The sequence below is a fragment of the Nocardia sp. NPDC050799 genome (genome assembly GCF_040654015.1).
Taxonomy (GTDB): Bacteria; Actinomycetota; Actinomycetes; order Mycobacteriales; family Mycobacteriaceae; genus Nocardia.
Window position 1 is genome coordinate 84,730 of record NZ_JBFAHF010000027.1, and the last position, 25,409, is coordinate 110,138.

24 protein-coding genes are annotated in these 25,409 nt (G+C 68.1%); 12 read left to right on the top strand and 12 right to left on the bottom strand.

Going from position 1 to position 25,409, the window contains the following annotated elements; genetic code table 11:
* Window positions 1–67 precede the first annotated feature (67 nt).
* Window positions 68–730, top strand: coding sequence for a phosphate signaling complex protein PhoU (gene phoU / locus AB0H42_RS25265; RefSeq protein WP_357060013.1), 663 nt, complete (start codon window positions 68–70; stop codon window positions 728–730).
* A gap of 709 nt (window positions 731–1,439) precedes the next feature.
* On the opposite strand, the gene pstB is transcribed toward phoU, so the two are convergent.
* From pstB to AB0H42_RS25295, 6 genes are all read right to left on the bottom strand, one after another.
* Window positions 1,440–2,216 (bottom strand): phosphate ABC transporter ATP-binding protein PstB, encoded by a 777-nt coding sequence (gene pstB / locus AB0H42_RS25270; protein WP_030522834.1) that lies wholly within the window; start codon window positions 2,214–2,216, stop codon window positions 1,440–1,442.
* 19 nt (window positions 2,217–2,235) lie between these two features.
* Entirely contained in the window at window positions 2,236–3,144 is a 909-nt protein-coding gene (gene pstA / locus AB0H42_RS25275) for a phosphate ABC transporter permease PstA (protein ID WP_357060016.1), read from the bottom strand.
* Complete coding sequence (gene pstC, locus AB0H42_RS25280) at window positions 3,144–4,115, bottom strand: phosphate ABC transporter permease subunit PstC (protein ID WP_357060019.1); 972 nt, start codon at window positions 4,113–4,115, stop codon at window positions 3,144–3,146. The genes pstA and pstC overlap by 1 nt, the downstream gene beginning before the upstream one ends.
* An 88-nt stretch (window positions 4,116–4,203) precedes the next feature.
* Complete coding sequence (pstS, locus tag AB0H42_RS25285) at window positions 4,204–5,313, bottom strand: phosphate ABC transporter substrate-binding protein PstS (protein ID WP_357060021.1); 1,110 nt, start codon at window positions 5,311–5,313, stop codon at window positions 4,204–4,206.
* Between the two features lie 299 nt (window positions 5,314–5,612).
* Window positions 5,613–6,521 (bottom strand): mycothiol synthase, encoded by a 909-nt coding sequence (mshD, locus tag AB0H42_RS25290; RefSeq protein ID WP_357060024.1) that lies wholly within the window; start codon window positions 6,519–6,521, stop codon window positions 5,613–5,615.
* An 11-nt stretch (window positions 6,522–6,532) separates the two neighbouring features.
* Entirely contained in the window at window positions 6,533–7,300 is a 768-nt protein-coding gene (locus AB0H42_RS25295) for a response regulator transcription factor (protein WP_357060027.1), read from the bottom strand.
* A 192-nt stretch (window positions 7,301–7,492) separates the two neighbouring features.
* On the opposite strand from AB0H42_RS25295, the gene AB0H42_RS25300 reads away from it, so the two are divergent.
* The 6 genes from AB0H42_RS25300 to AB0H42_RS25325 all read left to right on the top strand — a co-directional run bounded on the left by AB0H42_RS25300 (window position 7,493) and on the right by AB0H42_RS25325 (window position 11,882).
* Window positions 7,493–8,302: an LmeA family phospholipid-binding protein gene (locus AB0H42_RS25300; protein WP_357060030.1), complete on the top strand. Its 810-nt coding sequence runs from the start codon at window positions 7,493–7,495 to the stop codon at window positions 8,300–8,302.
* The gene (locus tag AB0H42_RS25305; protein ID WP_357060033.1) at window positions 8,299–8,754 is read left to right on the top strand and encodes a thioredoxin family protein; all 456 of its coding nucleotides are present in this window, start codon (window positions 8,299–8,301) and stop codon (window positions 8,752–8,754) included. The genes AB0H42_RS25300 and AB0H42_RS25305 overlap by 4 nt, the downstream gene beginning before the upstream one ends.
* Window positions 8,755–9,070: 316 nt before the next feature.
* Window positions 9,071–9,550 (top strand): DUF4395 domain-containing protein, encoded by a 480-nt coding sequence (locus AB0H42_RS25310; RefSeq protein ID WP_357060036.1) that lies wholly within the window; start codon window positions 9,071–9,073, stop codon window positions 9,548–9,550.
* A gap of 34 nt (window positions 9,551–9,584) precedes the next feature.
* On the top strand, window positions 9,585–10,418 hold the full coding sequence (locus tag AB0H42_RS25315; protein ID WP_357060039.1) for a sulfurtransferase: 834 nt from the start codon (window positions 9,585–9,587) through the stop codon (window positions 10,416–10,418).
* 5 nt (window positions 10,419–10,423) lie between these two features.
* Window positions 10,424–10,729 carry a DUF1416 domain-containing protein gene (locus tag AB0H42_RS25320; protein ID WP_030522845.1) on the top strand — a complete coding sequence of 102 codons (306 nt, stop codon included), beginning with the start codon at window positions 10,424–10,426 and terminating at the stop codon, window positions 10,727–10,729.
* 409 nt (window positions 10,730–11,138) lie between these two features.
* Window positions 11,139–11,882, top strand: coding sequence for an FABP family protein (locus AB0H42_RS25325; protein ID WP_357060042.1), 744 nt, complete (start codon window positions 11,139–11,141; stop codon window positions 11,880–11,882).
* A gap of 269 nt (window positions 11,883–12,151) precedes the next feature.
* Here AB0H42_RS25325 and cydC read toward each other — a convergent pair whose 3' ends face one another.
* From cydC to AB0H42_RS25350, 5 genes are all read right to left on the bottom strand, one after another.
* Window positions 12,152–14,002, bottom strand: coding sequence for a thiol reductant ABC exporter subunit CydC (gene cydC / locus AB0H42_RS25330; RefSeq protein WP_357060078.1), 1,851 nt, complete (start codon window positions 14,000–14,002; stop codon window positions 12,152–12,154).
* Between the two features lie 65 nt (window positions 14,003–14,067).
* Window positions 14,068–16,089 carry an ATP-binding cassette domain-containing protein gene (locus tag AB0H42_RS25335; RefSeq protein ID WP_357060045.1) on the bottom strand — a complete coding sequence of 674 codons (2,022 nt, stop codon included), beginning with the start codon at window positions 16,087–16,089 and terminating at the stop codon, window positions 14,068–14,070.
* A 4-nt stretch (window positions 16,090–16,093) separates the two neighbouring features.
* Window positions 16,094–17,128 (bottom strand): cytochrome d ubiquinol oxidase subunit II, encoded by a 1,035-nt coding sequence (gene cydB / locus AB0H42_RS25340; protein ID WP_357060048.1) that lies wholly within the window; start codon window positions 17,126–17,128, stop codon window positions 16,094–16,096.
* A 9-nt stretch (window positions 17,129–17,137) separates the two neighbouring features.
* The gene (locus AB0H42_RS25345) at window positions 17,138–18,601 is read right to left on the bottom strand and encodes a cytochrome ubiquinol oxidase subunit I (RefSeq protein WP_357060051.1); all 1,464 of its coding nucleotides are present in this window, start codon (window positions 18,599–18,601) and stop codon (window positions 17,138–17,140) included.
* A 161-nt stretch (window positions 18,602–18,762) separates the two neighbouring features.
* Window positions 18,763–19,686, bottom strand: a complete 924-nt coding sequence (locus tag AB0H42_RS25350) for an aminodeoxychorismate lyase (RefSeq protein WP_357060054.1) — start codon at window positions 19,684–19,686, stop codon at window positions 18,763–18,765.
* 151 nt (window positions 19,687–19,837) lie between these two features.
* On the opposite strand from AB0H42_RS25350, the gene AB0H42_RS25355 reads away from it, so the two are divergent.
* The 5 genes from AB0H42_RS25355 to AB0H42_RS25375 all read left to right on the top strand — a co-directional run bounded on the left by AB0H42_RS25355 (window position 19,838) and on the right by AB0H42_RS25375 (window position 23,474).
* Window positions 19,838–20,236, top strand: a complete 399-nt coding sequence (locus AB0H42_RS25355) for a sterol carrier family protein (protein ID WP_357060057.1) — start codon at window positions 19,838–19,840, stop codon at window positions 20,234–20,236.
* A 70-nt stretch (window positions 20,237–20,306) separates the two neighbouring features.
* Window positions 20,307–21,422, top strand: coding sequence for a folate-binding protein (locus AB0H42_RS25360; RefSeq protein ID WP_357060060.1), 1,116 nt, complete (start codon window positions 20,307–20,309; stop codon window positions 21,420–21,422).
* A gap of 34 nt (window positions 21,423–21,456) precedes the next feature.
* Window positions 21,457–22,140: an MOSC domain-containing protein gene (locus AB0H42_RS25365; protein WP_357060063.1), complete on the top strand. Its 684-nt coding sequence runs from the start codon at window positions 21,457–21,459 to the stop codon at window positions 22,138–22,140.
* Window positions 22,137–23,102, top strand: coding sequence for an asparaginase (locus tag AB0H42_RS25370; RefSeq protein ID WP_357060066.1), 966 nt, complete (start codon window positions 22,137–22,139; stop codon window positions 23,100–23,102). The genes AB0H42_RS25365 and AB0H42_RS25370 overlap by 4 nt, the downstream gene beginning before the upstream one ends.
* A 162-nt stretch (window positions 23,103–23,264) precedes the next feature.
* On the top strand, window positions 23,265–23,474 hold the full coding sequence (locus AB0H42_RS25375; RefSeq protein WP_357060068.1) for a DUF3073 domain-containing protein: 210 nt from the start codon (window positions 23,265–23,267) through the stop codon (window positions 23,472–23,474).
* A 383-nt stretch (window positions 23,475–23,857) separates the two neighbouring features.
* Here the strand turns inward: AB0H42_RS25375 and purM are convergent, their stop codons facing one another.
* Entirely contained in the window at window positions 23,858–24,937 is a 1,080-nt protein-coding gene (gene purM, locus AB0H42_RS25380; RefSeq protein WP_357060070.1) for a phosphoribosylformylglycinamidine cyclo-ligase, read from the bottom strand.
* Window positions 24,938–25,409: the final 472 nt, after the last annotated feature.

The window sequence follows — 25,409 nt, forward strand, 5'->3', positions numbered from 1 at the left end:
GCCGTCTACCTGGTTATTCACCCTGTGTTGGTGACGCGGACAGTAGTGCCAACTAGTCTTCTGGTTCATGCGTGTCATCTACAACGAGCAAATGGCCGATCTCGCCCACCTGCTGGGCGAGATGGCCGGGTTTGCCGGTTCGGCCATGGATCGCGCCACGCAGGCTCTGCTCCAGGCCGACCTGCCGCTGGCCGAGCAGGTCATCAGCGAAGGCGATCGGATCGCCGAGATGATCGCCGACGCGGAGGAGAAGTCGTTCGCGCTGCTCGCCCTGCAGGCCCCGGTAGCCGGCGATCTCCGGCAGGTCGTCAGTGCGATCCAGATCGTCAACGACGTCAACCGGATGGGTACGCTCGCCCTGCACGTGGCCAAGGTGGCCCGCCGCCGGCACCCCAATCACGCCCTCCCCGAGGCGGTCAACGGCTACTTCGCCGAGATGGGCCGGATCGCGGTCAGCATGGGCCAGGGCGCCAAGGAGGTGCTGGGTTCCCGCGATCCCGAACGCGCGGCGCAGCTGAATCAGGACGATGAGGCGATGGACGATCTGCATCGCCACCTGTTCACCCTCCTGATGGACCGGGAATGGAAGTACGGGGTGGCGGCCGCGGTCGATATCACCCTGCTGGGTCGCTACTACGAGCGCTTCGCCGACCACGCCGTGGAGATCGGCCGCCGGGTGATTTTCCTGGTCACCGGTGTACTTCCGCCCGACGAAGACGCCGAGGTATAGCTCCGGGCCCAGGTTCGGGCGCCGAATTCCGCGACGGCCGGATCGGCCCTCCGTCGGCCGGGATGGACCGTTCCCGGTCAGGTAGAGACGGGAGTCGTAGCCGCCCGGTACAGAAACCACGATCTCCGCAACCCCAGAATTTCTGGGCGTTGCGGAGATCGCTGAAACCCGCGTGGTATCGGGCGGGGCCGATCATTGGAATTGGGTTACGTGCCGACCGATTGCCAATTGCCGACAGCGTAGATTTCGACCGGAGCCGATATCGCTATTTGACCACGATCCATTCGTACCGGCCCTGGCCATGTGAGTAGCACAGCCACTTCGTTGTGCCCTCATGGCGAATATCGCCAACGGTAGACTCATTGCACGGGTCTGCCGGCACAGCCGCAGCCTGCGGGGCCAGCAACGTCGTGGCCAAGATCGTGGCCACACCCAGCAATCCACTGGTGAGTAATCGTACTGCCATCACGAATCCTCTTGCACTCGAACAAATTGCGCAGAGGTCGTGCCATTTTCTCCCCCCTGCCTCCCACAGAATATCGAATCATGTTGCAAGAAACAACAACTCGTCTCGATTTACGTGAGGCGGCAGTGCAGCGGCAGCTGCGGGTTCGGTGGCGACCCGAGGAATTCCGTCCTGTACGACGCAGACAGAGAAGCCCGCGGGAATTGTTCCCGCGGGCTTCTCGTCGTCGGTGCCGCCGGTGGCTCAGCCGAAACGGCCGGAGATGTAGTCCTCGGTGGCCTTCTCACCCGGGTTGGAGAAGATCTTCTCGGTGTCGTCGATCTCCACCAGCCGGCCCGGTTTGCCCTGGGCCTCGAGGTTGAAGAAACCGGTCTTATCGCTCACCCGCGCCGCCTGCTGCATATTGTGGGTGACGATGACGATCGTGTATTCCTTCTTCAGCTCGGTGATCAGGTCCTCGATCGCCAATGTGGAGATCGGGTCCAAGGCCGAGCAGGGCTCGTCCATCAGCAGCACATCCGGGGACACCGCGATGGCGCGCGCGATGCACAGACGCTGCTGCTGACCGCCGGAGAGGCCGCCACCGGGCTTGTCCAGGCGATCCTTCACCTCGTTCCACAGGTTGGCGCCGCGCAGCGAGCGCTCGGCGACCTCGTCGAGTTCGCCCTTGTTGCGCACACCCTGCAATTTGAGGCCCGCCACCACATTGTCGCGAATGGACATGGTGGGGAACGGGTTCGGTCGCTGGAACACCATGCCGATGGTGCGGCGCACGCCGACCGGGTCCACCTGCGAGGCGTAGATGTCCTCGCCGTCGAGCATGACCGAGCCCGAAACGCTGGCGTTCGGGGTCACCTCGTGCATCCGGTTCAGCGACCGCAGCACAGTGGACTTACCGCAACCCGACGGACCGATGAAGGCGGTCACACTGCGCGGCAAGACGTTGAGCGCCACATCGGCGACGGCGTGGAACTTGCCGTAGAAGATGTTCAGGTCTTTGATGTCGATCCGCTTGGCCATCTGTTTTCCGTTTCCGCCCTTATCGGTTCCGCGTGAGGAGCTTGTTGACAGCCGCGGCCGCCAGGTAGAGCACCGCGATCATGAGGATCAGCGTCAGCGCGGCACCCCACACCCGCTGCCGGCCCGCGTCCTCGGCGCTCTTCAATTCCTGGAAGATGAGCAGCGGCAGCGAAGCCATATTGCCGTCGAAGATGTTCATATTGATCGCCTTGCTGTAGCCGACCAGCACCAGCACGGGCGCCGTCTCGCCCATCACACGCGCCAGGGCGAGCAGAATCCCGGAGATCATGCCGGGCAGGGCGGTCGGGATGACGATCCGCACAATCGTCTTCCACTTCGGGATGCCGAGGGCGTAGGAGGCTTCACGCAGTTCGTCCGGGACGAGTTTGAGCATTTCCTCGGTATTGCGGACGACCACCGGCAGCATCAGCAGCACCAGGGCCAGCGCCACGGCGAACGAGCTCTGTGGGAAACCCAGGGTCGCGATCCAGAGCGCGAAGATGAACAGCGCCGCGACGATGGAGGGGACACCGGCGAGGATATCGACCATGAAGGTGGTCACCTTGGCGAACCGGCCGGTGCCGTACTCGATCAGATAAACCGCCGCCATGATGCCGAGTGGTACGGCGATGACCGCCGCCACCGCCGACTGCACGATGGTGCCGTAGATGGCGTGGTACACACCGCCGCCGGTCTGATCGGGCAGCACGCCCTTCTGCGAGTTCTGCCACCACTCGAGCGACATGACGACGCCGATACCGTTGCTGACCACCATCCACAGCACCCAGGCCAGCGGGATGAGGGCGACGAGGAAGCACAGCGCGAACACCGCGGTCGCGATGTTGTTCTTGATCTTGCGGGCCGTGCTCACATCCCGGAAGGTCGGCGCCTTGATCGGCTTTTCGAGGCTGGTCGTGGTGGTGGTCATCAGCCGTTCACCTTTCCGCCTGCCGCGAGCCGGGCCAGCGCGTTCACGACGAAGGTCAGCGCGAAGAGCACGAAGCCCGCCGCGATATAGGCGCCGGTCGGCAGCGGCGCGCTGAATTCGGCCGCGGCCGAGGCGATCTTGGAGGCGAAGGTGAAGCCGCCGTCGAACAGCGACCAGGTGCCCGGGGTCGACGAGATCTTCAGGATGAGCAGGACCGCGATGGTCTCACCGAGCGCGCGGCCCAGACCGAGCATGGAACCGGCGATCACACCGCTGCGGCCATAGGGCAGGACGGTCATCCGCACGACCTCCCATTTGGTCGCACCGAGTGCCTGGGCCGCCTCGATATGCGCCATCGGGGTCAGCGCGAAGACCTCACGCGAGACCGAGGTGATGATCGGCAGGATCATCACCGCCAGCACCACACCGGCGGTGAAGATGGTGCCACCGCCGCCGATCGAGACATTGCCGTCGGAGAACAGGAAGAACCAGCCGAGGTTGCCGTTGAGGAACTCCTGGACCGGTTTCAGATACTCCGCCAGCACCAGCAGGCCCCACAGGCCGTACACGATCGAGGGCACCGCGGCCAGCAGATCGGTCAGCATGGAGAACGGGCGGGCGAGCCGCTTCGGCGCGTAGCGGGTGAGGAACAGCGCGATGCCGACACCGATCGGCACCGCGATGACCAGCGCGAACGCGGAGCTCAACACCGTCACCATGAACAGGTCACGGATACCGAAGCGAAGATTGTCCGCGTCACCGGTGTTGAACTCCGCGCTGGTGAAGAAGTTCACCTCGTCAGCCCGGAGCGAAGGCACCGCACGAATCAGCAGGAACAGTGCGATCAGCGCGATGGAGGCCACGATGATCGCCGCGGCGGTGGTCGCCAGCGATTTGAACACCAACTCGGCCCGCCTGCCATGACCGCGACTTTCACCGCCTAGCGGCGGCTTGCTCGGATGGCTCGTCATTGATGCGGGGACTCCTGCCTTCGGCAGGCCCGTCGCGCTGGACGAGCCTGCCGAGGCTACCTCTGGGTTGACTGTCATATTCGCGCTATCAGGAGATGGCGTTGATCGCCGCGGTCAGCTTGGTCTTGAACTCCTCCGGGATCGGCACGTAACCGTTGTCCGCCAAACCGTCCTGGCCGTTGGTGACGGCGGAGGTCAGGAATGCCTTGACAGCGGTCGCGGTCGCCCCGTCGGCGTACTTCGAGCACACGATCTCATAGGTCGGCAGGATGATCGGGTAGGAGCCGGCCTCGGTGGGCTTGTAGAACGACGAGGTATCGAGCACCAGGTCGTTGCCCTCGCCCTTGATCTTCACGCCGTTGATCGCCTTACCGGCGGTCTCGGAGGTCAGCTCGACCGGCTCGGGACCGGCGGAGGTGATGATCCGGGCCACGGACAGGTTCTGCGACTTGGCGAACGACCACTCGTTGTAGGAGATCGAGTTCTTGGTGTTCTTCACCGCGGCCGAGGTGCCCTCGTTGCCCTGGGTACCCTCGCCGACGCCGCCGTTGAAGACCTTGCCGGCGCCCTTGCCCCACGCGCCCTCGGACGCGGCATCCAAGTAGAGCTGCAGGTTGTCGGTGGTGCCGGACTCGTCGGACCGGTACACGACCTTGATCGGCTCGGCGGGCAGCTGCTTGCCCTCGTTGAGCGCCTGGATCTCCGGGGCGTTCCAGGTCTTGACGGTGCCGTTGAAGATCTTGGCCACGGTCGGGCCGTCGAGCGCGAGATCGGTGACGCCATCGATGTTGTAGGTGATGGCGATCGGGCCGAACACGGTCGGCAGGTTCCACGCGGGGGAAGCGCAGCGCTCGGCGGCCGCGGCGGGCTCGCCCTTCTTCTCGCTGAGCGGCGAGTCGCTACCGGCGAAATCGGTCTGGCCGCCGAGGAATTCCTTGACGCCCGCGCCGGAACCACTCGAGGTGTAGTTGAGGGTCTGGCCGTCGCAATTGGTCTCGAAGGCGGCGGTGAAACGCTCGACGGCGTTCTTCTGCGCCGAGGAGCCGCTGGCCTTGAGGGCCTCCTTGCCACCACAGGTGACGTCGGCGTTGGCCTCGACTCCGGTCGAGGACACATTGTCGTCGCTACCGCAGGCGGCCAGCGGCAGGGTCACGGCCGCGATCACACCGACGAGGGCGCTGCTGCGCTTGAACTTCACTCCAGTCCTCCGGATACGTCCTACTCGCCCGGTCCCTCACCGGCCCGGGCGCGTGTCGTGGTGCGGCCGTTCGCGGGGAACTTGCACACCGGCGGCCCACTGCCGCCCAGAATCAAACTAGGGCGCGTCGGTAGACAGCTGGACCAGGGCAAGTGAACGGAAGGTGAACAGGGCGGCGCGAACACGTCCGATATGTGTGATGTTTGCCGCGCTGTTACTCCGCGCATACCGAAATGCGGCATTCCAGCGCCCGGACGTAAGAGTCGCACCCCGGATGGTAACCATCCGGTTCCGCGGTCTCAGGCCGGTATCGAGTAGGCGATATCGATATGCGCCGGCGCGAAATCCAGCCCGCGATAGGTGCGGACCGCGGCCGTGTTGTCCGCCTCGGTGTACAGCAGAACCTCGCCCAGCCCAGCATCGCGGAGATGGTGCAGGCCGATCAGGGTGAGCAGCCGACCGAGTCCACGACCCTGGGCAGCCGGATCGATCCCGACCACGTATACCTCACCGGCCGGAGGATCCTCTTCACGATGAACCTTGGTCCAGTGGAATCCGAGCAACCGCCGCGGCTCCTGCGCATCGAAGGCCAGGAAGAGTCCGGCCGGATCGAACCACGATTCGGCGCGGCGCTCTTCCAGTTCGCGGGCCGACCAGACGCCCTGTTCAGGATGCCAATCGAAAGCCGCGTTGTTGACCCGCAGGAGCTCGGCGTCGTCGGCCGGGCCGCGATAGGTGCGGACCACGAGCCCGTCGGGCACCTCGACAGCCGGTAGCTCGGTAGTTGCCAACGGGCGCCGCATCTGCCAGAGCTCCCGTGCGGCCGACAGTCCCAGCCGCCGCGCCACCGCCTCCGCGGCGGGCAGCTTCCCGTGCGCCCAGATCCGGGCATCCCGCCCACCGGCGGCCAGTGCGGCCGCCACCAGATCACCACCGATCCCGCGCCCCCGCCATCCCGGGGCCACCGCCGCCTCGGCCATGGCGGGGTGCTCGTCGTGTGCCGGAGTCAGACTCGCGTACCCGGCCACCTCGTCTCCCGCCACGGCCAGCAGGTGGCGGGCCGGCGATTCCCGGCGCAGACCCAGCAGGACCTGTTCGGAAACCGGCGCGACGCCGTCAGCGGTCGCCGCGGCGTCGAGCAGCGCGCTCACCTGGCCGGCACGGGCGGCGGAGGGAAGCTCGTGCCACTGCAGTTCGTACTCACCCATATCGGCCGGGCTCACTGGACCGTGCCGTTGGCCGGTGTCATCGAATCCTCTTCGGTTCCGTCCTTGTCGCCGCCCGCGGACCGGGCATCGGAGTCGTTCTTGTTGTTCGACCGGGCGGGACGCACCGCCTTGTACCCGACATTGCGCACGGTACCGATCAACGACTCGTATTCACTGCCCAGCTTCGCCCGCAACCGCCGGACGTGCACATCGACGGTCCGGGTACCGCCGAAGAAGTCGTAACCCCATACCTCCTGCAGCAGCTGGGCGCGGGTGAAGACCCGGCCGGCGTGCTGGGCGAGGTACTTCAGCAGTTCGAATTCTTTGTAGGTCAGGTCGAGCGGGCGCCCGCGCAGCCGCGCGGTATAGGTGCCCTCGTCGATCACCAGCTCACCGAGGGTGATCTTCCCGGAGTTCTCCGGGCTGGCCGAACCGCCCGTCCGGCCGACGAGCAGGCGGAGCCGGGCATCCAGTTCCGCGGGCCCGGTACTGGGCAGGAGAATATCGTCGAGACCCCAGTCGGCATTCACCGCGACCAGCCCGCCCTCGGTGAGCACGGCGACCACGGGGACCGACGAGCCCGTGCTGCCGAGCAGGCGGCACAGCCCGCGAGCGGCCGCCAGATCCGAGCGCGCGTCCACCAGCGCGATATCGGCGGTACCCGCCTCCAGTAGCGACGCCACCTCGGTGGGCGCGGGCCGCACATTGTGCGCGAGCAGCGACAGCGAGGGCAGTACCGATTCGTGGTCGGGGTCGGAAGTCAGCAGGAGCAGCTCCACAAGCACTCCTCCCATCTCGTAGCTACGCGAAAGCCAGCTTCGTCGCCGTTGCCACGTTGCTCATCCATATGTAATCGCTGCAAGATTAGCGCGTCGAACCCGATGACCTCGTATTCCGGGTCGACTCGGACAGGGCCGCACCCGCCCACCGGCGCGAAGCCCGTCCCGGGCGCGTCCACTAGGGTGCATGCCATGCGGAAGCTGATCATCGGACTGCTGTGCCTGGCGGGACTGGCAGTGGTCGTCGATTTCGGTGCGGCCGCATATTCGGAGTACCGCGTATCGCGGTCGCTGAAGGTCGGCGCCGATCTCAGCGCCGACCCCGAGGTCACTTTCCACGGTTTTCCGTTCCTGCGGCAGGCGCTCGACGGCCGCTACGACAATATCGAGATCAAAGCCGACAGCGTCCGGCCCGATATCCCCGGCGAGATCGGCCTGGAGGCCACGCTGCGGGGGATGAACCTCCCGCTCGGCGATCTGGTCGACGGACGGGTGCGCAACGTGCCGGTGGAGCAGGTCGACGTCCGGATGCGGGTCGCGCCCACCGAGCTGGGCCGCCTGTTCGGTATCCCGGACCTGGAGGTTCATTCCCGGCCGGCGGACAAATCCGACGGCACCGGCGGCTCGGGTGGGTCGGGAATGACCACGGCGGGCGCGCTGGTGCTGACCGGAACGCTGCCGTCCGCGCCGAGCGGACAGCAGGGCGCGAGTTTCGCCGGGGAACGGGTGAGCGTCGCGGCCGATCTGCTGCTCGACGGCGATCAGGTGCGGATCGTGGCCACCGGTCTGTACTCGGAGGAGATCTCGCCGGTCCCCTCCGAGCCGGTCGTCGACGACGCCGACATCCCGGCGGTGCTGTCGATGTTCACCCGTACCATCGATACGAAGGAACTGCCCTTCGGTATCCGACCCACCGAGGTGACCGCCCTGGGTGGCCATATCGTGGTCGAGGGCCGGGGTAGAGATGTGACGATCGATTTGAACAGATTGCGGCGCCCATGATCGAGATCACCATTCTGGCGGTAATGCTGCTGGCCGGGCTGGCCGTCGGCCTGTACCTGCGCCGGCGCGAGGGCGCGGTGCACTCCGCCCCGGTCACCCTGGACCGCGACACCGGCGCGCGCGACGATCTGCTCGTCGCCGCCGGCGTGACCGGGTCGGGGCCCGCGGTACTGCATTTCTCCGCCGACTGGTGCGGCCCCTGCGCGGCGGTACGCCGGGTCGTCGCCGACGCCACCGGTGATCTGGCCGATTCCCCGCAGCCGCCGCGTGATATCGAAATCGATATCGACGCCGATCCGGCGCTCGCCAGAGCCCTGAACGTGCTGTCGCTACCGACCACCTTCGTATTCGACGCCGAGGGCCGGGAGCGGTTCCGGATCTCCGGTGTCCCCAAGACCAGCGACCTGCGCAGCGCGCTCGGCCCGCTCACCGCCGGTTCGGCCGCCGGCTGAGTTGTATCTGTTCGCCGGCCGCCGCCCTCCGGATGACCGACACCATCCGGTCAGGCCGTTGACCAGGAGTGCACCCCTCCCCGTTGGCATGACGCCGTTATTGGGTAGACTGCCGGTGTGCAAAACCACCGCGAGCTGATGCTCACCCGTCGCCGCACAGTCGACCTGTGCCGCCTCGGTGGTTGTTGCTGCCTGTGCCGCTGAGCGGTCGGGTCTTCTTTCCTGACGCCGACCACGGTTCGTCCGCGCGAGCGATTTCATCCCCCGGCGAACCGGCCGAATTCCGCCGAAAAGTGCGAGCGCAGGAGCTTTGTTCATGTCCACTACCACCACCGTCGCGAACCGAGTCGATATCCGCGGTCCCCGTTTCGTCGCCTGGGTCACCACCGGCGTCCTGGTCCTGATCCTGCTGCTAGCCGCGTTCGCCCCGATCGCCGCCGCCGTGCTGGTCGCCATCCAGGCGCTGGTGTTCGCGCTCGGCGCCCGGCTCGGGCCGCGTCGGCACCCGTACGGCCTGATCTACGCGCGCTTCGTCGCGCCGCGCCTAGGCCCGGTCACCGAGACCGAACCGACCGCCCCGTTACGATTCGCTCAGTTGCTCGGCTTCGTGTTCGCCGCGGTGAGCCTGCTGGGCTTCCTTCTCGGCAGCACCGCAGTGGGCGCGCTGTTCGCCGGGTTCGCCCTGTTCGCGGCGTTCCTCAACGCCGCGTTCGGCATCTGCCTCGGCTGCAAGCTGTATCCGCTGGTCACCCGGCTACGCCCGAACACCCCGTCCGAATCCCCCGCATCGAACTGAACACCGATCCGCTGTCACCACTGAAAGGGAAAACATGGCTCGCTCCGATGTCCTGGTCTCCGTCGACTGGGCCGAAGAGAACCTCAAGACCCCCGGCGTCGTCTTCGTCGAGGTCGACGAGGACACCACCGCCTACGAAGGCGGACACATCGAGGGCGCCGTGCGGCTCGACTGGAAGAAGGACCTGCAGGATCCGGTCCGTCGTGATTTCGTGAACCAGGAGCAGTTCTCCGCACTGCTCTCGGAGCGCGGTATCGCCAACGACGACGAGGTGGTCCTGTACGGCGGCAACAACAACTGGTTCGCCGCCTACGCCTACTGGTACTTCAAGCTGTACGGCCACAACAACGTCAAGCTGATCGACGGCGGCCGCAAGAAGTGGGAGCTCGACGGGCGCCCGCTGTCCAGCGACGCGGTGAGCCGCCCGGCCACCCAGTACAAGGCCGCGCAGCCGGACAACACCATCCGCGCCTTCCGCGACGAGGTCATCGCGGCCATCGGCACCAAGAACCTGGTCGATGTGCGCTCCCCCGACGAGTTCTCGGGCAAGATCCTGGCCCCCGCGCACCTGCCGCAGGAACAGAGCCAGCGCCCCGGCCACATCCCCGGTGCGATCAACGTACCGTGGAGCAAGGCCGCCAACGAGGACGGCACCTTCCGTTCCGACACCGAACTCGCCGAACTCTACAATTCGGCCGGCCTGGACGGCAGCAAAGAGACCATCGCCTACTGCCGTATCGGCGAGCGTTCCTCGCACACCTGGTTCGTGCTGCAGGAGCTGCTCGGGCACCAGAACGTCAAGAACTACGATGGCAGCTGGACCGAATACGGCTCGCTCATCGGCGCCCCTATCGAGTTGGGAGAATAACCAGCATGTGTGCAGCACCTACCCAGGGCCAGGCCATTCCGGCCGGGGTCGATGTGGAGAAGGAAACGGTCATCACCGGCCGGGTTCTCGCCACGGACGGTGAGCCGGTGGCGGGCGCCTTCGTGCGACTGCTGGACGGCAACGGGGATTTCACCGCCGAGGTCGTCGCCTCGGGCACCGGTGACTTCCGTTTCTTCGCGGCGCCGGGCACCTGGACGCTGCGCGCGCTCTCCTCGGCGGGCAACGGCACGGCCGAACTCCGCCCCGACGGCCCGGGCATCCACAACCTGGACGTCGCCGTCTCGAAGTAGGACGGGACCACACGGCCCGGGATACGCCCTCTCGCAGGGCGTATCCCGGGCCTTTCCATTTCCGCACCGGACGCGCCGCTGCCGCGCGATACCGACGATCGGCGTGCCAGATCGGTGCCCGCCCGGGCCCGGACCGCGTGCAGCAGTCCATTCCCGGAAGTGGCGACCCGCGAGTATCGAGTGCTGTGCGCCCATCCGGACCGGTTACGGCGCACGACCACACGAACCCCTCGTCTACTGCGAATGATCGGCATTCGTGGCCGGAGTCACGAGGGCCCCGTCCCGCCCCGCCGGAGGCGGGGCAATAGAATCGGCCTGTGGTCCTCTTCTTCGAGATTCTGCTGATCGCCGTATCGATCCTCATCGGGTGGTTCGGCCTGTACGTCTTCTACCGGCTGTTCACCGAATCATGAGCGGTCTCGCGAGCGAAGGTTCCGATCCGGCCGAGCGAGCGAGCGACAACAGCAACGGAAGGCTTCCGGCCGATACCCACGGCCAGAACGGTAACGGCCGTCCGGCCGATGCTCCGTCGTCGCTGAGCGGCGACCGGGCGGTGGCCGACGCGGTCGAGCGCGCCAAGGCGACCGGCGGTCGTAACATCCCGGTGCTCCCGGACCTCCCGCTTCCCGACGATACGGCGAATCTGCGCCTCGGCCCGGACCTGAATCCGGCCATGCTGGCGCTGCTGCCGATGGTCGGCGTCTGGCGCGGTGAGGGTGAGGGTAACAACCCCGAGCGCGGGGACTATCGCTTCGGGCAGCAGATCGTGGTCTCCCACGACGGCGGCGATTATCTGAGCTGGGATTCGCGGTCCTGGTTCGTCGAATCCGACGGCAGCTACGGCGGGCCGGACCTGCGTGAGACCGGATTCTGGCGGGTCGGGGTCGACGGCAGCGACGAGGTGCTGGAACTGCTGCTCACCCACAGCACCGGAATCGTCGAACTCTTCTACGGCACCGCACTCACCCAGGCCTCCTGGGAACTGGCCACCGATGTGGTGATCCGCAGCCAGACCGGCGCGGTGGTGGGCGGCGCCAAACGTCTGTACGGGATTGTCGAGGGCGGCGATCTGGCCTATGTGGAGGAGCGTGTGGTGGCCGACGGCCCGCTGCAGCCGCGCCTGTCCGCACGGCTGCAGCGCTATATCGGCTGACCCCGGCGCCGCGGGGGCCCCGGTTACACAGAACGACCCCCGAGCCGTATCGGCGCGGGCCCATGGTGTGAACACCGGTGGGTCTCGCGGCCGATCCCGATCGGACGGATCGGGGACTCGGGGGCCGGGTGACTGCCGTGGATTCGCTCAGCTCTGCAGCGATCGGAATCCGATAGGACAGCCGGCTACAGCGCTCAGCTGGCAGCCACCTCACGCGTCCTGAGAATTTCCATTCTTGGGATCACCTCCTTCCTTGTGTAACTCCGAACTTAGCCACCACCGGTGGTAGTCGGCAACGGAATTTCGTCGAGGGCGTAACGGGTCGCTTTCCCGTCCGCGAAAGCGGCCCGGACCTGGCCCGATTCATCGACGGTGATCACCAGGCCGGCGCGGTGCCCGGCCGGTGGCTGATGTGTGACCACCACCACATCGCGGTCGGCCGCGACCAAGCCGCTGTCGATATCGAGCAGATCCCGCAACAGCTGTGCGCCGGCCACGGCATCGAGGTGTTCGGTGGGCTCGTCCAACAGGAGCGCGCGGGCGGGCGACACCAGGGCCCGGGCGAGCAGGATACGGCGGCGCTGGCCGCCCGAGACCGCGGCGGCGCCCCCCGGCAGGTCGGTGTGCACGCCGTCGGGCAGCCCGTCCAGCCAGTCCCCCAGGCCGACCGTCCGCAGCGCCCGCTCGGCGGTCGCGGCGTCGAGATCGCCGCGGGCCACCCGCAGGTTCTCCAGCACGCTGGTACCGAACAGATGGGCGTCCTCGGCAAAGAACCGCACCTGGTCGTCCGGATCGTCGAAAAGACCGGCCCAGGCCATCAGCAGGGTGGTTTTCCCGGCGCCACTGGGCCCGACCACCACGACCCGGGATGCCTGCGGACGTTCCGGGATCTGCCACTGCCCGTCGCCCACCCAGCCGATGACGACTCCGTCGGCGCGGCTGTCGGCGTAGGGGAACGGATGCGGGTAGCCGCCGGTGCCGAACCGTTTGCGGGTGCCGGCGGCCCGCGGCACTCCGCCGGCGGGGCCCGCGGCGGGTTCGTCGTCCCGTTCGAGGGGCTCCGGGCGGTGGTCGGGCGATACCGCCCGCAATCGGTGCAGGGCGGCGCGCGCGACGGTGAGGGTCTGCGCGGCGGCCGGCAGCGGGCCGGTCGCCTCGAAGGCGGACAGCGGGAGCAGCACCAGTACGGCCAGCGCCATCGGGGTCATCGCGCCCGGCGTGCCCCCGCCGGGACCGTAGACGATGATGCCGATCAGCAGGGCGGCGAGCACGGTCACGCCGGTGGCCAGCGGTATCGCTGCCGCCGCCCAGGCATTGCGGCCCGCGGCCCGGTCCTCGGCGGCCAGCGCCCGGCGGTTCGCCGCCCCCGCGGTGTCCAGTGCGGACTCCAGCCTCCCGGCGACCCGCAGTTCCGCGGCATGGTCGAGCACGGTAAGGGCGTGCGCGGCGAATTCGGCGCGGTCCGCGCGCGCCGACCGTTCGGCGGCGGCCGCGGCGCGAGCCGACAGCCAGGGCGCGACGATTCCGGAGAAGGCCAGTGCCGCCGCCAGCACCCCGGCGGCCGGTAGCGAAATGCAGGCCAGCAACCCCACCGCCGCCACTGCCAGCACCAGCGCCACCGCGATCGGGACGAAAGTCCGGACCACCACCGCCCCGAGATCGTCGATATCGGTGCCGACCCGCACCAGCACGTCCCCGCGCCGTAGCCGGCCGGGCACCCCGGGGCCGCCCGGCGCGGTCGGGGCGGTGGGCCCACCCGCCGCGATTCCGGGAATATCGGCGCGGCGGGTCAGCCACAGGGGCGCGCGGGCCAGGGCGCGGTACACCGAGGTGCGGGCAGCGGTCATCGAGCGCAGGGCGACATCGTGGGTGGCGAGCCGCTCCAGATACCGGCAGACACCGCGCGAGATACCCAGGGCCCGCACCGCGACCACCGCGACGGTGAGGTCCAGCACCGGCGGCATCTGCCACGCCCGGGCGATCAGCCAGGCAGCGAGCGCGGCGAGACCCAGCGCACTGCCCAGGGCCAGCACGCCCCATCCGGTCGCGAACGCGAGCCGTCGGCGGGACACCTCCAGCAGATCCCACATCTGGTGGGTATCGCGCAGCAGCAGCCGCATCCGGGCCCGGCGGCGGCCCGCGCGGAACCGGCGGTGCGGAGGACGAGTGGTTTCGGTTCGAGAGCTCATCGCAACATTCGGGGGCAGGTCGTCGGTACCGCGACGATCTCGTCGGCTGCGGACAGTAGGGCCGGTCGGTGGGCGACCACGACCACGGTCGCGCCGGTACGCGCCAGTGTGGTGAGGGCCGCCGCCACCGCGACTTCGCTGTCGGCGTCCAGATGGGCGGTCGGTTCGTCCAACAACAGGATCGGGCGATCCGCGGCCAGTACCCGGGTCAGCGCGAGCCGCTGCCGTTGGCCGAGGGACAGTCCGATCCCCCCGGACCCGACCACGGTATCCCATCCGGCGGGCAGCGCCTCGAGCACGGCGTCGAAACCGGTTACGGCACAGGCGGCGTCCAGTTCGCTGAGCACCCGGGCCGGGCCGCGGCGCGCCGGTCCGGCCACGGTGGCACCGAGCAGTTCGAGATTCTCCCGGAGGGTTCCCGGGACCAGTACCGGCCGCTGCGGGAGCCAGGCCAGCCGCGCCCACCACTGTTCGGCCGGGATCTCCCGGATATCGACGCCGGCGGCGAGCACCGCCCCGCGGGTGGGTTCGATCAACCCCAGGATCGCCTGCAGCGCGGTCGATTTCCCGGAGCCGTTGGGCCCGGTCAGCGCGGTGACGGCGCCGGGGCGGAATACGGCGTGCAGACCGTCCGGGGCGGCGCCGTCCCTGGAATCGACTGTCAGATCACACAGTTCGATGATGCCCTCGCCCAGGGAGCCGTTCCGGTGGTGCCGTGTTCCGTCGACGGTCACCGCACCGCCGGAAAGCGGGGTCGCCACAGTGCCGGAAGCCGAGGTCACGCCGGATGCCGGGGGTATCACCGTGCCGGTCACCGTGGTACCGGAGGCCCGGCTCGTCGCCGTGTCCGGATCCCGGCTCGCCGCTGTCCCGGAGCCCGAGGTCACCACCGTGCCGGAAAGCGGGGTCGCCACGGCGCCGGAGGCCGGGGGCACCGCCGTATCGGAGGCCGCGTTCACCCCGGTCCGGAAGCGTGTTATTTCGCCCTGTGCGGCCGGCGCGGAGATCGTATCCGCGGTGTCTCCGGCCGCGGTGTCCAGAACAGCGAAAGCTCGGTCGGCCGCCGCCATTCCGTCCTGTGCGGCATGGAAGCGCTCCCCCACGGTCCGCAGCGGTAGATAGACCTCCGGGGCGAGGACGAGGGCGACGATTCCGGCGTAGAGGCTCATATCGCCGTGCACCAGGCGCATGCCGATCGCCACCGCCACCAGCGCGACCGACAGGGTGGCCAGCAGTTCGAGCACCATCGAGGACAGGAACGCGATCCGCAGTGCGGCCATGGTGCGGCGGTGCAGCGTTTCGCCGAGTTCCCGGACGCGGCCGCTCATCGTGCGTCCGGGGCTAGCGGTCGCCTCACCCGTCTCCCGGCCGAGGGCGCGCAGGGTGGGCATACCGGCGAACAGGTCCAGGAGTTGATCCGAGAGCCGCGTGGTGGCCGCGAGTGTCTCCCGGGCCCGGCCCTCGGTGAGCAGGCCGATGAGGACCATGAATATCGGGATCAGCGGCAGGGTGATCACCACGATCACCGCCGAGGTGAGGTCGTGGACGGCGATCACCGTCAGTATCACCGGGGGTACGAGGACCGCGAGCAGCAGTGCGGGCACATAGCCGGTCAGGTAGGCCCGCAAACCGTTGAGGCCGCTGCCCACCACGACCGCGAGTTCGGTCCGCCGCCTTTCGAGTTCCCGGGGCGGGAGTCCGGCGCCCGCGACGAGGACCGCCTGTTCGAGTTCGGTGACGACCCGGGCGCCGGCCCGGTGCGCGATCCGCGACTGCCACCACGCCGCCAGTACCCGCCCGCCGAGCGCGAGCGCGAGCAGCACCAGTTCCGCGGTCCACGAGCCGAGGGAGCGGCGGCCCGGGTCGGTGATCACCCCGGCCAGCACCCGACCCAGCAGCACGGCCGCGCAGGCGATGCTGACCGTGGTCACCAGCGACAGGCCGACGCTCAGTGCGAGATAGCGCCGCGCCGAACGCGCGTACCGCCACAGGCGAGGGTTCACGGGCGGGCGGGCCATTGGCTCACTCCTCGGTGACAACGCGGGGTGGAAGTCCGATTCCGGGTGGGATGTGTTCGACACTAATGCGTTTCCGGAACACCCAGTAGGTCCAGGCCTGATAACCCAGCACCACCGGGGTCACGATCACCGCGGCCCAGCTCATCACCTTCAGCGTGTACGGGGTCGAGGAGGCGTTGTCCACGGTCAGGTTGAACGCCGGGTCGATCGTGGAGGGCAGCACATCCGGGAACAGCGCGCCGAACAGCAGCGCGGTGGCGGCGAGCACCGTGAGCGCGGTCCCGGTGAAGGACCAGCCGTCGCGCCCGGCCAGCAGCGCGGCGGCGCCGCCGAGCAACCCGAACACCGCCAGCGCCAGCGGGATCCAGGTCCAGCCGGATCCGTAGGCGAATTGGGTCCACAGGCCGAAGCCGGCCACAACCGGGGCCGTGGGCACCAGCAACAGCCGGGCGGCGCGGTGCGCGTCGTCGCGGACCTCGCCGGCGGTCTTCAGCGCCAGGAACACCGCCCCGTGCAATGCGAACAGCAGCCCGGTGGTGAGCGCGCCCAGGAGCGCGTACGGGCCGAACAGTTCGCCGAAGGCACCGGTGAACTGTTTGTCGGCGTCCAGCGGCACGCCGCGCACGATATTGGCGAAGACCCAGCCCCAGGCCAGCGCGGGCACCCAGGAACCGATTCCGATACCGAGGTCGCAGCGCGCCCGCCAGCGCGGATCGTCGATCTTGCCGCGGTATTCGATCGCGCAGATGCGCAGGATCAATGCCACCAGGAGCAGCAGTAGCGCGAGGTAGAAGCCGGAGAACATGCTCGCGTACCACTCCGGGAACGCGGCGAACAGCGCACCGCCGGCGGTGATCAGCCAGACCTCGTTACCGTCCCACACCGGGCCGATGGTGTTCAGTACGACCCGCCGGCGGGTATCGGAGCCCCGGCCGAGGATCGGCATGAGCATGCCGACTCCGAAATCGAAACCCTCGAGCACGAAGTACCCGGTGAAGAGCACCCCGATCAGTACGAACCAGAATTCCTGCAGTCCCATACCCGGCTCCTAGTAGGCGAACGAAAGCTGTTCGGCGACGAGTTTCTCCGCGGGCTCGGCCGCAGTTTCGCCCGCCGGCCGTTCCGGCCCCTCGCGCACATAGCGCCGCATGAGGTAGAACCACACGACGGCCAGCAGCCCGTAGAGCACCGTGAAGGTGATGAGCGAGACCCATACCGTCGCGGCCGCGTGATCGGAGACGCCCTGCTGCACCATCAACCGCAGATCCTGGTCACCGGTCGGGTTGGGCACCACAACCCAGGGCTGGCGGCCCATCTCGGTGAACACCCAACCGGCCGCGTTGGCCAGGAACGGGGTCGGGATGGCGAGCAGGCTCAGCCACGAGAACCAGCGCTGATGCGGAACCCGGCCGCGCCTGGTCATCCAGAGTCCGGCGAAGACCAGCAGGGCGGAACCGGCGGCGAGGCCGATCATGGCGCGGAACGACCAGTAGGTGACGAAGAGGTTGGGACGGTAGTCGCCGGGCCCGAACTTATCGTTGTAGGCCCGCTGCAGGTCGACGACGCCCTCCAGCTCCACCCCGGTGAACTTGCCCTCCGCGAGCCAGGGCAGCACGAACGGCACCTCGAGCACATGGGTGACGCTGTCGCAGTTGTTGTGCGTACCGACCGTGAGGATCGAGAAGGCCGGGTCGGTCGCGGTGTGGCACAGCGATTCCGCCGAGGCCATCTTCATGGGCTGCTGCTCGAACATCAGCTTGCCCTGGACGTCGCCGGTGTAGACCAGCGCGAGGCCGGCGACCACCACCACCAGCAGCGAGACCCGGGCCGCCGGGCGCCACACGGTGCGCGCCTCGGCGAGTTCACCGGTATCGCCGCTGCGCGCCTTGCGGACCATCCACCAGCCCGCGATCCCGGCGACGAAGGTGCCCGCGGTGAGGAACGATCCCGCGACAACGTGGGGGAAGGCGGCCAGCGCGGTGTTGTTGGTGAGCAGTTCGGTGATGCTGGACAGTTCGGCCCGCCCGGTCTCCGGGTTGTACCGGGCGCCCACCGGGTGCTGCATGAAGGAATTGGCCGCGATGATGAAGTACGCGGAGGCGTTGACGCCGATCGCCACCATCCAGATGGTGCCGAGATGGACGAGTTTGGGCAGCCGCGACCAGCCGAATATCCAGAGTCCGATGAAAGTGGACTCCATGAAGAAGGCCACGAGGCCTTCCAGCGCCAGCGGCGCACCGAATACGTCGCCGACGAATCGGGAGTATTCGCTCCAGTTCATTCCGAACTGGAATTCCTGCACGATTCCGGTGGCGACGCCCAACGCGAAATTGATGAGGAATAGTTTCCCGAAGAATTTGGTGAGCCGGTACCAGTGCTCCTTGCCGGTGACGACCCAGGCCGTCTGCATTCCCGCGACGAGCGGCGCGAGGCCGATTGTCAGGGGTACGAACAAGAAGTGGTAGACGGTCGTGATGCCGAATTGCCATCGCGAGACATCCAGAGCGTCCACACCGAGCCTCCTGTTACTACGACGTGTCGTAGACCCAGACTACGCGTCGCCCCGGCCCGATCAATGTGTCGGCGGACACGACCTACTCGGCGATACGCGCAGGATCCGGCAACGGTTCCGGTCACACCGGGAACGGTCCGGTCCCAGAGCGGCGCCCGTGATCACCAATCGGCGATGGTCCCGGCCCGTTCGATCCCCCGATCGACCATCTCGATGATCTCCGAAACCGACTCCGGCGCCGACATCCGTACGCCGTCAAGGGAATTGACCCGTGCGGCGAGCGTCACACTGCTGAGCATCCAGATGCTGTCGCAGTCGAACAGGTCGGCGGTGAACAGCGGTTCGTAACAGCAGTCGTAACCGCGGCGTTCGGCCTCGGTGTACAGCGCCCGCTGGGTGATCCCCGGCAGCACACCGTTCTTCGCCGGCGGCGTGATCAGCTGTTTGCCCCGGGCGATCACCACCGTGGAACGCGGGCCTTCCAGTACACGGTGTTCGGTACTTGTGAAGATGACGTCGTCGGCGCCCATTCGAGCGGCGAACCGCAGCGCGGCCATATTGGTCGCGTAGGAGAGCGTTTTCGCGCCGAGCAATTGCCAGGGCGCCGCCTGGGCGAGGTCGATCGAGATACCCCGGGTCAAGGTGACCACCGCGACGCCCTCGGTTCTCGCCGCTGCCACCCGGTCGGCCAGCTCTGTCACCATGACGAAGGTCGTCGGGACCGGAACCGCCTCGGACAACTCGCCGCCGGAGCGCAACCCCGCCTTGGGGCTGCCGAGCGCGCTCTCCCGGCCTCGGGTCAGCACCAGGCGCATGACCCCTTCCTCTTCGCTGCCCCATTCCTTGGCCGCGGTTTCGATCGCACTGCGCCACCGGGCCAGGTCGGGCTCGGGTAGATCGAGCGCCTGGGCGGAGCGGCGCAGCCGGGCCAGATGAAAATCGAGCGCGCGGACCGTGCCACCGCGGACCAGAGCCGTTTCGAAGATTCCGTCGCCACGCAGGACGCCGATATCGTCGGCATACAACAACGGCTGGTCCGCATCGCGGACCTCGCCGTCGAGTGTTACAAGAACTCGATCCACCATGGCACGAGCGTAGGCCAACACCGCGCACGATGACGGACAGAAATCCGTGCCGCTCGGACAATGTCGGCCGATTCCCCGGCCGCCGATACCGCAGCATCCGCCCAGGGTCCACCATTTCGATCATGCGGGTGGCGCTGGCTAAGGTCGGGCAATGGCGCGACGGACGGAAATCGACCCCGGCGTGGTGCGAGCCGCGGTGACCGCGGTCCGGGAATGGCTGCTCGACGAGAACCGTCCGGCCCCGCCCCGGGCCGATCTCGCGGCGGCGGTTCGCGGGACCGCGCGAGCCCTGGCCGCGGCCGCTCCGGGACATTCGGTGGAGGTACGGGTCCCGCCCTTTGTCGCGGTGCAGTGTGTCGAAGGTCCCCGGCACACCCGCGGCACTCCGCCCAACGTGGTGGAGACCGATGCGCGGACGTGGCTGCTGCTGGCGACCGGCCTCCAGGAATTCGCGGCGGCCGTCGCTACGGGTGCGGTGGATGCCTCCGGCAGCCGGGCCGCCGAGATCGGTCGCTGGTTGCCGCTGGTCCCGGTACGTACCGGGGACTGACTCGCGGCGAATCGCCTGGTCAACCCCCCGCTGATGCACGACAGGGTGATCTGCTCCTAGAGTGGAAGCTGTGTCCGTGCTCGCCGCACCCAGCCCTGTCCTCGCAGTACCGGGAGCCGTCGCGGCCCCGCCCGGCTCGCCGGACGAGTCCGTTCCCTGGCATTACGGCGATCCGCTCGGCGAACAACGCGCCGCGATCGAACGCGTGGCCATCGTGGACCGTTCCCACCGTTTCGTACTCACCGTCACCGGCGCCGAACGGCTGAGCTGGCTGCACACCATCACCAGCCAGCACATCGCCGACCTGGGCGAGGGCCGCTCCGCGGAGAATCTGGACCTCGACCTCAACGGCCGGGTACTCAACCATTTCGTGCTCACCGAACTGGACGCGACGGTGTGGATCGACACCGAGGGCGACCGGGGTCCCGGCCTGCTGGATTTCCTCACCAAGATGGTGTTCTGGGCCGACGCGCAGCCGCGGGAAGCGGCCGATCACGCCGTCGTGAGCCTGCTCGGTCCAGGTGTCGCGACCCTGACCGGCGTACTCGGCCTCGATCGGCTGCCCGATACCTACGAGGCGGTCGCGGTCCCGGGCGGCGGTTTTCTGCGCCGGATGCCCTGGCCGACCGCGGACTCCTTCGACCTCGTACTGCCCCGCGAACAGCTCATGTCACGGTGGAGTGAACTCACCGCCGCCGGGGCCGAACCGGCCGGCTCCTGGGCCTACGAGGCGCTGCGGGTGGCCGCCGTGCGACCCCGGATCGGCCTCGACACCGACGACCGCACCATCCCGCACGAGGTGAACTGGATCGGCGGGCCCGACGAATACGGGGCCGTCCACCTGGACAAGGGCTGCTATCGCGGCCAGGAAACCGTGGCCCGGGTCCACAATCTCGGCAAACCGCCGCGCCGGCTGGTCCTGCTGCATCTGGACGGCTCCGCCGACGAGCGGCCCGCGCCCGGCGAACCGGTCGATGCCGGCAACCGTGCGGTGGGCGTCCTCGGCACCACGATCGACCACTACGAACTGGGCCCTGTCGCGCTCGCCCTGATCAAGCGATCCGTCCCCACCGACACCAAGCTGACCGTCGGCGGTATCGCCGCGGCCATCGACCCCGATTCGGTGATCACCGACGATGCCCCGCAGGCCGGACGTCGCGCCGTCGAACGGCTCCGTGGCCGCTGAGCGGCGCCGGACGACGAGCCGAGAGGAGACAGCTGTGCACGTCGGTGCCATCGGCCGGGTGCTGGCCGCATGTGTCGTCCATGCCGATCTGGAGGTACCGGGCCGGGTAGGGCGCAGCGCGATCGACAAGCGCCCGGTTCCCGGCCGGGTGCGCGCCGGGCGGCTCGGGCTCGACGGCGATCACGTGTGCAACACCCGCGACCACGGGGGCGTCCACCAGGCGGTCTACGGCTACGCCGAGGAGGACGCCCGGACCTGGTCGGCCGAACTCGGCCGCACTCTCGAACCCGGCTGGTTCGGGGAGAACCTGCGTATCTCCGGGCTGCCGCTCAGCGACGCCGTGCTCGGCGCGCGCTGCCGCGTCGGCGACGCACTGCTGGAGGTCAGCGCGCCCCGGGTGCCGTGCGCCACCTTCGGGCACTGGTCCGGGGAACGGCAGTGGGTGCGCCGCTTCGCCCTGCGGGCGAACACCGGATGCTATTTCCGGGTCCTCACCGAGGGCAAGGTGGGCGCCGGCGACCCGGTCGAATTCGTGCACGTGCCCGAGCACGGCATCACCGTCCGCGACGTCTTCACCGGTACCGACCCCGCACGGCTCGAACGGTTGCTCACCGCCGAGCCCACCATCTCCGATGAGATCCGCGCACAGATCGCCCGGCACACACGACGTCGCACCGCGACGGCCGCGCCGGCCCCGGAACAGGAGGCGATCGGATGAGCGTGGACCTGGTCGAGGTGGTGCGGTCCGGCTTCCGGGAATGTGTGCACCGGGGCTCGGTGGTGATCATCGGCCCCGACGGTGAACCGACCTTCGCGGCCGGTTCGGTGCACGTGCCGGTCTATCCGCGCTCCACCAACAAACCGCTGCAGGCGCTCACCCTGCTCAAACAAGGTTTCATCCCGCTCGACGACGCGGAACTGGCCATCGCGACCGCCTCGCACACCGGTGAGCCCGAGCACATCGAATTGGTCGAGCGGTTGCTGCGCCGTTTCGGATTCGGCGAGGACGATCTGGCCTGTCCCCCGGACCTGCCCGGCGACGAGCGGACCCGGGCCGGGGTGCTGTACCGCGGCGAGAAGCCCGCCAAGCGGTATATGAACTGTTCGGGCAAACATGCGGCCATGCTGGCGACCTGCGCGGTGAACGGCTGGCCGGTCACCGGGTACACCGAGGTCGGCCACCCGCTGCAGCAGGCGGTGCTGGCCCAGATCATCGAGACGACCGGTGAGCCGGAAACCGATCTCGGCATCGACGGCTGCGGCCTGCCCATCGTCCCCGTCTCGCTGACGAATCTGGCGCGTGCCTTCGCGACCCTGGCCACCGCCCCCGACGGCACACCCGAACGCCGGATCGCCACGGCGCTCCGCGCGCATCCCCGGGTGATTTCGGGCACCAACGGCCCCGATCTGCTGACGATGAACGCTGTCCCCGAACTCATCTGCAAGATCGGCGCCGACGGCGTGCACGCCGGAGCGTTACCCGACGGCAGCGCCTTCGCCTACAAGATCGATGACGGCGCCGACCGCGCCAGAATCCCGCTGACCATGGCAGTCCTGCAGCGTATGGGCGTCGAGTGGTCCGATGAATTGGCGGCGCTCGCCGCCCCGCCGGTGCTGGGCGGCGGAACCCGGGTCGGTGTGATCCGGGTCATACCGGGCGCGGTTCCGCCTGGGGACTGAGCGGCGAAACATCGGCAAACCGGTCGGTTGATCCAGCGGATAGCCGACTCGTGGAAGCGCGACGGCCGGACACGCGCTAAAGTGTCTGTCAGGAAGATATTAATTCGAACGGGGCCGCCACCAATCCCCAGGCCGCCCCGCTGTGACGCGAGGGGGTCAGCCATGGGCCGCGGCCGGGCTAAGGCAAAGCAGACCAAGGTTGCGCGCGAGCTGAAGTACAGCTCGCCGTCGACCGACTTCGCGAGCCTTCAGCGCGAGCTTTCCGGTAGCGACAACACCCCACGCGGTGGCGTCCTGTCGGATGAGCACGACGTGGACAATTCCTTGTCCAAGTGGGACGACGACGACGACTACGACAGCTGGCGCCGCTGATCAGGGTGCATACGCTCGGGGGAGGCCGTAGGCCTCCCTTTCGATCGTTTACGCCGGTTCGCGCCGTTTCCCGCCGGTTTGCCCGGCGGTGGGCGACGTGAACCGGCGGTACGACCCGAGCAGCACCTGAATCATCGCGTCGGTTCCGACCAGCCGGTGGGCGATCTGTCACCCACCGGGCGGATGTCGAGCCCGAGAAGTCCGGTCACCGCGCTTGGGCTCGCGCTCCGAGTACACGACTCGGGAATGCCGATAGCTGCGCGTTGACCCGCAGACTGTCCAACCGCGCTGTCGCGATCTCAGGACGCGCGAATAATAGATCCGCGGAATAACAATGGAACTCGGAAGATCCGGCCGCCGGATCACGACGGCCGGACCGCGGATCAGAAACGCGGATGGTCACCGAGCAGAACCGCGCGCTGCGCATCCACATCCTTGGCCTTCTTCACGCTGCCCAGCGTCCAGCACTCGATATGGCGCGCGGTGAGCACCGCCAGCGCGCGATCGACATCCTCGGGCGCGACCACGGCCACCATCCCGACGCCCATATTGAACGTCTTCTCCATCTCCACGCGCTCCACCCGGCCACGCTGCGCGATCATCTTGAACACCGGCGCCGGATTCCAGGTCCCCCGGTCGAGCTCTGCCACCAACCCCGCGGGTAGCACCCGGGCCAGGTTCGCGGCCAGACCACCACCGGTGATATGCGCGAACGTCCGCACATCGGTCTCGGCGATCAACGCCAGGCAATCCTTGGCATAGATCCGGGTCGGCTCCAGCAACTCCTCACCGAGCGTGCGGCCGAACTCCTCCACATGCCCGGTCAACGCCATCCGGTCGATCTCCAGCAGCACCTTGCGCGCCAAGCTGTAACCGTTGGAATGCAGGCCCGACGAACCCATCGCGATCACGACATCACCCGGGCGCACCCGGTCGGGCCCCAGCAGATCATCGGCCTCGACCACACCGACGCCGGTCGCCGACAGATCGTAGTCCTGGGCGCCCATCATCCCCGGATGCTCGGCCGTCTCACCACCCAGCAACGCACAACCGGCCCGCACACACCCCTCGGCGATACCCGCCACCAGTTCGGCCACCCGCTCCGGCACCACCTTGCCGACCGCGATGTAATCCTGCAGGAACAGCGGCTCGGCCCCGCACACAACCAGATCGTCGACGACCATGGCCACCAGGTCCAGACCCACCGTGTCGTGCTTGTCCAGCGCCTGGGCCACCGCGATCTTCGTACCGACCCCATCGGTCGACGAAGCCAGCAGCGGCTCCCGATAGCTCTTCTTCAGCGCGAACAATCCGGCGAAACCACCGATCCCGCCCTGCACCTCGGGCCGGCTCGCCTTACGCGCCAGCGGGGCGAACAACTCGACAGCCCTGTCACCGGCCTCGATATCCACTCCAGCTGCGGCATAGGACGCACCGGCACCGGTGGGGTTCTGCTCAGTCATTGTCGGGGAAAGCTCCAAACCGAATTCGCGGATAATTGCCTGCTCAGAGTTTATGGCGTCGCCCCGGAGCGCGGGGGGCCGGGCTGTGTTTAATTGCGGCGCCTCCGGCGCCGCGGGGTCGAGGCCCCCTCGGTCCCGCCGTTCAGGCCTCGAGACTCGCGCCTGCGGCGCATGCAACGTGCGGTGGCCCGTCCATAGAGTGTGACCATTGAGCACCTTCGGCCAAGGGCGGGACGGGCCTCGACCCTTTCCGGGCCTCGTAAGACTCGGCACCGAGCGGGTGCCGCTATTCGTGCAAGCGATCAGACGCCAGGCCGCCCGGGCGGTCGAGTCGGCATCCGACCCGAACGTCGAATGCCGACGCAACCCGCATGCGTCGAGTTCTACGAGACACCTCAAAGGGTTGAGGCCCGTCTCGCCGTTTCGGCCTCGAAAGCGCATGAGCCGAAGGCTCGAGTCTCGAGGCCGAAAC